The 6,602-nt window shown below is 69.2% G+C and carries 6 protein-coding genes; 2 read left to right on the forward strand and 4 right to left on the reverse strand.

Features of this window, described 5'->3' with window-relative positions:
- Positions 1-59: 59 nt before the first annotated feature.
- The 3 genes from DD1DGNOD_RS03580 to DD1DGNOD_RS03590 form a co-directional block, all read right to left on the reverse strand.
- Positions 60-506, reverse strand: a complete 447-nt coding sequence (locus DD1DGNOD_RS03580) for a hypothetical protein (RefSeq protein ID WP_131765226.1) — start codon at positions 504-506, stop codon at positions 60-62.
- A 248-nt stretch (positions 507-754) separates the two neighbouring features.
- Positions 755-1,930, reverse strand: coding sequence for a hypothetical protein (locus tag DD1DGNOD_RS03585; RefSeq protein WP_131769436.1), 1,176 nt, complete (start codon positions 1,928-1,930; stop codon positions 755-757).
- On the reverse strand, positions 1,927-2,598 hold the full coding sequence (locus DD1DGNOD_RS03590; RefSeq protein ID WP_131769437.1) for a SigE family RNA polymerase sigma factor: 672 nt from the start codon (positions 2,596-2,598) through the stop codon (positions 1,927-1,929). Before DD1DGNOD_RS03590 ends, DD1DGNOD_RS03585 begins: the two co-directional genes overlap by 4 nt.
- Positions 2,599-3,344: 746 nt before the next feature.
- On the opposite strand from DD1DGNOD_RS03590, the gene DD1DGNOD_RS03600 reads away from it, so the two are divergent.
- Both DD1DGNOD_RS03600 and DD1DGNOD_RS03605 read left to right on the forward strand, forming a co-directional pair.
- Positions 3,345-4,340, forward strand: a complete 996-nt coding sequence (locus DD1DGNOD_RS03600) for an NAD(P)H-quinone oxidoreductase (protein WP_131765229.1) — start codon at positions 3,345-3,347, stop codon at positions 4,338-4,340.
- A gap of 174 nt (positions 4,341-4,514) precedes the next feature.
- A complete protein-coding gene (locus DD1DGNOD_RS03605) occupies positions 4,515-5,084 on the forward strand; it encodes a bacterial proteasome activator family protein (protein ID WP_131769438.1) in 570 nt (189 codons plus the stop codon).
- A 132-nt stretch (positions 5,085-5,216) separates the two neighbouring features.
- Here DD1DGNOD_RS03605 and DD1DGNOD_RS03610 read toward each other — a convergent pair.
- Positions 5,217-6,602 (reverse strand): metallopeptidase TldD-related protein (locus tag DD1DGNOD_RS03610; protein ID WP_131769441.1); only part of this gene is annotated, 1,386 nt, incomplete at its 5' end.

Consider the following 6,602-nt stretch of genomic DNA (forward strand, 5'->3'; position numbering starts at 1 on the left):
TGCCGCTGCAGGGCCTGGTTCCGGGATCGGGCCGCGGCTGTCCTCCTTGATGGGGGGGGTCACCGCGTCCCCGACCCTGATGGCGTGTCCCGCTCGTAGAGCGAGGCGAGATAGCGGTTGTAGGCTTCCAAGTCCTCGTCATCCTCCTCGTCATCCCCGAAGTCGTTGCCGCGCGAACCGTCGGCGGTGGGTCGACCCTGTCCGTGGCGTTCTTCCCAGGGTTGCCCGTCTACGCCGGAGCGGGTAACCGTCCCGGGCGCGGCAGGAGGGGTGGTTACCTTCGCCGGTCTTGGACGAAGTTCCTCACGTACCATCTGCCACCAGCCGAAGACCACCGCCGCGGCAAAGATCGGCCATTCCACGCCGTAGAAGAGGTTCTGCAGGGTTCCGCGGCTCGACTGCCCCTTCTCCCACTGCCACCACCCGAGTCTGGCGAACAGGCCGATCATGAAGAGTGCAAGGGCGTGTCGCAGGATCCAGGGGGGTGAGAAGAGGATTCGGCGCACGTCTGCGACGCTACATCCGTTCGTGCCCGGCGTGGACGCCGGACGAGCCGATGGTGCGGCTCGCCCGGCCTGGCTGGGGGGGGTTAGCGGGGAACGGGCGAGCCGGAACATTCGGAAACAGCGCCCTGGCCAGCCGGGGTATCACCGGTCTTGAGCACAGCGGATCCGTCCGTACGTTCACATGTCTAGTCGCTCGGGCGCTCGGAAGGGTTGCCGCATCCGGAACATTTTTTTGCGTTGCTAAGTGCTTACTGACCGTCGAAGAGGATGGCCGCGGCAAGCGAGATCTGTCCCGGGGACGAGCGTGTCTGTGGCTGTCTGGGCGGCCTGCCGCCGTCCTGGCTGCCCTGGTCGGGCTCGTCCACGGCTGACACGCTGAGCGTCAGGGTGTGCTCACCCGCGTTCGGGTAAAAGTCGATCTCGATGACCGAGCCCACCCACCTGCTCGGACGGCCCGATCGCACAACCGATTGCACAACAGCGGACGAGACCGTCTTCCCGTCGATGTCGGCCCGTACCGCGCTCTGTACCCCTAGGGTGCCGAGGTACAGGTTCAGGTGACCGGCCTGTCCGGTTATCGGGACGGTGAGCCGGAACTCGCCGGAGGCCCGCAGCGCCAGGGCGTCGGCATGATTCCTGCCCGTCTGCTGTGGGCTGCCCCCGCTCCAGTCGAACCGGCTGGTACCGGGGACGACCGTCGGATCGGCGCCGATCATGTCGAGCCGGCCGATGATCGGCTTTGGCAGGTTTGCGCGCACCCGCTCGCCGACGGACCTGTTCGTGCTGTGACCGTAAAGGACCCAGTCTCTGATGCCCGCGGCCGGAAGGGTGATCCGTTCTTGAGTCATCGAGCCGATGCTGAGCTGAACCTGCGGCGCACCGTTGGTCGACGCCTGGGTCGGCAGGGGCGTGGCCGCCGTGTCGGTTGTGGTCCGTGCAGCCGGCCCGGTCGACGCGGGCTGTTGTGGGGTCGCGGCCGGGGGGGACGAAGCCGCGGTCGTGGAGCCGGCCGGCGGCATCGGGAGTGCCGTGGCCGAGATGGGCTGGTCCTGGTCCTGGTCGTGTGACGGGATCACCTGCATACCGATCATCGTGATCGCCACGACGCCGAGGACCCCGGCGGCGGCACCGAAGGCGATCGCTGCCGGTCGACGGGCAGCGGTCCGTAATCTCCCTCGTCGCCGGATGGTTGCCCCGGAGCCCGGCTTCCGTCGCCGATCACGGGTTGCGCAGTAACGGCTCTCGGGATGGTACGGGGATGATCGGGCTTCGCTGCCCGGCCCGATGATGCGTCCACGGATCCGCGTGGTGTCCGGCTCGTGCGCGCACGCCGCGTCCGTGAGCGCCGCTGGTAGCCACGACCCGGGCTCTGCCCCGGTGTGCCTGTGACGGCGACGGCTGTCACCGCGGCGAGTACCCGTCATGTTGCCTCCCCACCCTGCAGCCGCGCCCGCGGATCAACATCCCGCCGCGGACGCGGAACACCCCTTCGCGTCTCGGAGTGCTTCTTGCTCAGTCGTGCCGCGGGATCGGGCGCCGGCGTGGACGGCGACCACTGGGCGCTCCCACGTGTGTTCTCACGCGCACCCGCCAACAGGATGCGCTCCAGTTCACCCGCACCCTTCGAGGTCTGGCTCTTCACCGTGCCGACGGAGATGCCCAGGGCGCGGGCGGTCTCGTCCTCGGAGAGGTCGAAGGCGTACCGGAGCACCACGCATTCCCGTTTGCCGGCCGACAGCGACATCAACGCCGCCCGGACGTCGACGACCGCCGGCACGTCAGTGTCGGTGCTGTGGGTCTCGGCCAGGTTGCCGAGCACGCCGAGGCCGCGCCGCTCGCGCATGATCCGCCGCAGGCGGGTCGCCGCCATGTTCGCGACGGTACGTCTGAGGTAGGCCAGCGGGCTGTCGGCCTGACGCACCCTGTCCCAGTGCCGCCATGCGGCGGTGAACGCGTCGGCTGTGATGTCGTCGGCGGCGTCATGGTCGTTGGTCAGCAGATAGGCGAGCCGGGCCAACTGGCGGTGGTGTTGCTCGAAGAAGGAATGGAACTCGGCGACCGGACTGCCGTGACCGTCGAGGTCGCCGTTCACGGCAGTCGGGTGTGCACGGACGCGATCGTCGACGGACCTGCCGATGGGACCGTCCGGTTCAACGGAAATGCCCGGTTCGGTGGTGTCGCCGTCCCATTCCAACCGGCGTGCTCCTGAAGCTCGTCCGATGGGCGATACGCCACCTGTGTGGATCTCGCCCGATGGCAGGATGAGAGAAGTATGTCCGGCTCGGAGCCTAGGGTCTGTGCCGGGTCCGTACAATTCGGTCATCATGTGCCGGGATCAAGCGGTTCACCCCAGCGGCGCGATCATGTTTCTGGCGCGCCGGCGGCTCAGGTCCCCAGGTCCCCAGGTCTCTGGATCATTGCCGGATGCGGAGATGATGTTTCCGTGGGACGCCGGTCGGGGTATGCCCGCGCATATGGGTGCTTTGTACGAAGCCGTTGCGGGCCGCCAGGCTGTCCGCCTGCACCAGCCCGCCCCGCCGCCTCCACTTGATCCTGAGATCCCGATCCCGGATGACCCCGGTCCACTGCTTCCCAGCACCCCCGATCTTCCTCCCGCGCCACACGAGCCCTCGCCCTACACCGAACCCACCCCGACGGAACCCGAGCCTGAGCCCGAACCCGTCTGAGCCCGAATCTGCCTGAGAAGGTCGCCGTACCGTCCTGTGTCTCGTTCGTTCGTCCCGGCGGGTCAGCCGTCGGGACGGCGTGGTGGTGCCGCTCGGTTGGCGATCGCGGATGCGATGTGCGTGGCCGGATGGCCGTGGATACGGTGGGTTGATGCGCGCGGTGACAGTGGCGTCTTTCGGTGCTCCCGAGGTCATGTCGTGGGTGGAGGTGGACGACCTCGCTCCGCCCGGCCCGGACGAGGTCGCGATCGACGTGGTCGCCTCCGCGGTGAACCGGGCTGATCTGTTGCAACGCCAGGGTTTCTACCCGCCCCCGCCGGGCGCTTCCGCCGTCCTGGGGCTGGAATGCTCCGGCCGGATCGCCGCGGTCGGCGCCGGGGTGACCGCATGGCAGCCCGGGGACGAGGTCTGCGCCCTGCTCTCCGGTGGCGGATACGCGACGAGGGTCAATGTTCCCGCGTCCCACGTGCTCCCGGTGCCGGCCGGTGTCTCGCTGCTCGAGGCCGCCGGGCTGCCCGAGGTTGCGGCCACGGTCTACTCGACGGTGTTCGGGGTGGCCGGTCTGCGTGACGGTGAGGTGTTCCTGGTGCACGGCGGGGCGTCCGGGATTGGTACGTTCGCGATCCAGGCGGTGCGGGCGCTGCGGCCGTCATCGACGATCGCGACTACCGCGGGTAGCCCGGCGAAGCTGGACCGCGTCCGTGAGCTCGGAGCCGATCTCGCCATCTCCTATCGGGACGAGGACTTCGTCGACCGGGTGCGGGAGGCCACCGGCGGCCGTGGCGCGGACGTGATCCTCGACAACATGGGTGGGTCTTACCTGGCGCGCAACGTCGAGGTGTTGGCCGTCGAGGGGCGCATCGTCGTCATCGGGCTCCAGGGCGGGCGAAAGGGCGAGCTGAACCTCGCGGCATTGCTGGCCAAGCGGGGAACCGTCCACGCGGTGTCCCTGCGGGCCCGGCCGGACGCGCAGAAGGCCGTGATCGTGGCGGGCGTCCGCGAGCAGATCTGGCCGGCGATCGAGGCGGGGGCGGTCCGCCCGGTGATCGATCGGGTGGTGCCGATCGAGAAGGTCGCTGAGGCGCATCAGCGTGTCGAGGAGTTCGGCCACGTGGGCAAGGTCGTGCTCGCTGTGGACACCCCGTAGCGGTCCAGGCGGAACCCGGGCCCGGGAAAAGAAACGGCCGCGCCTTGGCCTGCCGTGCCGGAATCTGATTACAGGCAGTGATATGAGTGGCCGTCTGTTGCTGATGGTGTCCGGCTGGGGACCCATTTCCATCCTGCCCGTATGCCCGCCAGGGCGACCAGGCAGGATGGGTGCATGGCAGATCAACCGGACCCACGGGTCGTGGTCGTTGGACCGGACGGAACACTGGACGAGGACGCGGCGGCCGCTCGTTCGCGGGTCGTGTCCGGCCAGCTCGGCGGCGACTCGGCCGCTTCGCCCGCCGACGAAGGCGACGAGGAGCATCCGAACGCGCTCATGGACATGGTCTCCCAGCCGGACAAGGTGATGCGGATCGGCTCAATGATCAAACAGCTTCTGGAGGAGGTGCGGGCGGCGCCGCTGGACGAGGCGAGCAGGGTACGCCTCCGGGAGATCCACCATAACTCGATCAGGGAACTCTCCGACGGGCTCGCTCCGGAACTCTCCGAGGAGCTCGGCCGGCTCACCCTCCCGTTCGACAACACGCAGACCCCCAGCGACGCTGAGCTGCGGATCGCCCAGGCACAGCTCGTCGGGTGGTTGGAAGGTCTCTTCCATGGCATCCAGACGGCACTGTTCGCACAGCAGATGGCTGCCCGTGCCCAGTTGGAGGAGATGCGTCGGCGGGCCCTGCCGAGCGGTCCCCAGGCGGGAGAGCAGTTCGGTCGCGGTGCCTATCTGTGAACCCGCGGACGGCGTCCTGCTGACGGATCGCGGCCAGGCCACGATCCGTCAGCAGATCACGATCTGTCAGCAGGTTGCCATTGCGGCGTGAGACCGCGTCGTGGCGTGAGAGCGCATTGCCGCGTAAGGCCGTCAGCTTGCCGGGCTGACCGAGCTCATGTTGAAGTCCGGGATGCGCAGGGCCGGCATCCGAGCGAGGGTGAACCAGTCCCCCCACTCACGCGGAAGTGTCCGGACCGTCGCTCCGACTTCGGTGACTCGACCCAGCAGGTCCACCGGGCTCTCGTTGAACCGGAAGTTGTTGACCGTGCCGACGACCTCACCGTTTTCGACCAGATAGACACCGTCACGGGTGAGCCCGGTGAGCAGGAGAAGCTGTGGGTCGACCTCGCGGATGTACCACAGGCAGGTCAACAGCAGTCCCCGCGAGGTGTTTGCGATCATCTCGTCGAGGGATGCGGTCCCGCCGCCGTCGAGGGTCAGGTTGTCGACGAACGGGGTCACCGCCACGTCGCCACCATCCGCGCCGCCGCCCGCCGCGCCGCCGCCCGCCTCGCCACTGCGCCTGGCAGCACTGCGCGCCGAGGCGCGCGTCTGGACCAGCGCGGCCAGCTTGCCGTCCGTGATCCAGTCGGTGCGCCGCAGCGGCAGCCCGTTGTCGAACACGCTGGACGTCGCCGACGACGCCCCGGCGATCACGAACGGGGTCGCCGGCAGTTCCGGGTCCAGCGGGTCGCTGAACAGGTGCAGTCCGGCCGGGCCGAGCGCCTCGCCGATCCTGGTGCCGCCACCGGCCTTGCTGAACACCGTGCGTCCCTCGGCGGCGTCACGGCCGGCAGCCGACCAGTAGGTGTAGGTCAGCAGGTCGGCGACGGCCGACGGCGGCAGCAGCGTCTCGTAGCGCCCGGCGGGCAGCTCCACCGAGCGTGCGCTCCAGGCCAGGCGCCGGCGCAGGAGCGCGTGGGTGTCGGGCACGGACACGTCGGTGAAGTCGTGGGTGGACTGGCCGTGCCACACCGAGCCGGACGGCGTGGTGCTCTTGGCGTTCCACTCCACCGACCCGGTCGGCTGGCTGTGCCGTAGCCGCAGGCCCGCGGAGGTGCCCAGCCAGGTGGTGGTCAGGTCGTGCTGGGCGAAACCGAACAGGCGGTGCCCGTCCGCTCGCGCCGCGGCGAACGCGTCGCCGAGCTCACGCGCGAACTCGGTGAACACGCTCGTGCTGGTGCGCTGCGCGGGGTCGGTGAAGGTCGCCTCCGCGACTGCTTCGGCGGCGGCCACCGCGGTCTCGCCCCGGGAATGCGGTGCGCCGACGCCGGCGCCGGGACCGAGCAGCTCGGCGTAGTCATCGGCGTCCTCGGCTTCGCGGGCGTCCGCCTCGGACAGGCGCAGCAGCTTCTCCAGGACGTCGTCGTCGGTCACGTTGCTTGCCGATCGCACCCCGAACGCCCGACCCACCATGCTGATCACGGTGACGGATCGGTCGCGGGCCGCGCCGTTGGTCGTCAGGGTGTTGTTCGC

Origin of the sequence: Candidatus Protofrankia californiensis (genome assembly GCF_900634765.1) — a bacterium.
Taxonomy (GTDB): Bacteria; Actinomycetota; Actinomycetes; order Frankiales; family Frankiaceae; genus Protofrankia; species Protofrankia californiensis.

What these genes read in the sequence shown, in the direction of transcription:
- DD1DGNOD_RS03585 (WP_131769436.1), bottom strand. Translation starts at nt 1,930, where the DNA reads ATGACGGGTACTCGCCGCGGTGACAGCCGTCGCCGTCACAGGCACACC.
- DD1DGNOD_RS03600 (WP_131765229.1), top strand. Translation starts at nt 3,345, where the DNA reads ATGCGCGCGGTGACAGTGGCGTCTTTCGGTGCTCCCGAGGTCATGTCG.
- DD1DGNOD_RS03605 (WP_131769438.1), top strand. Translation starts at nt 4,515, where the DNA reads ATGGCAGATCAACCGGACCCACGGGTCGTGGTCGTTGGACCGGACGGA.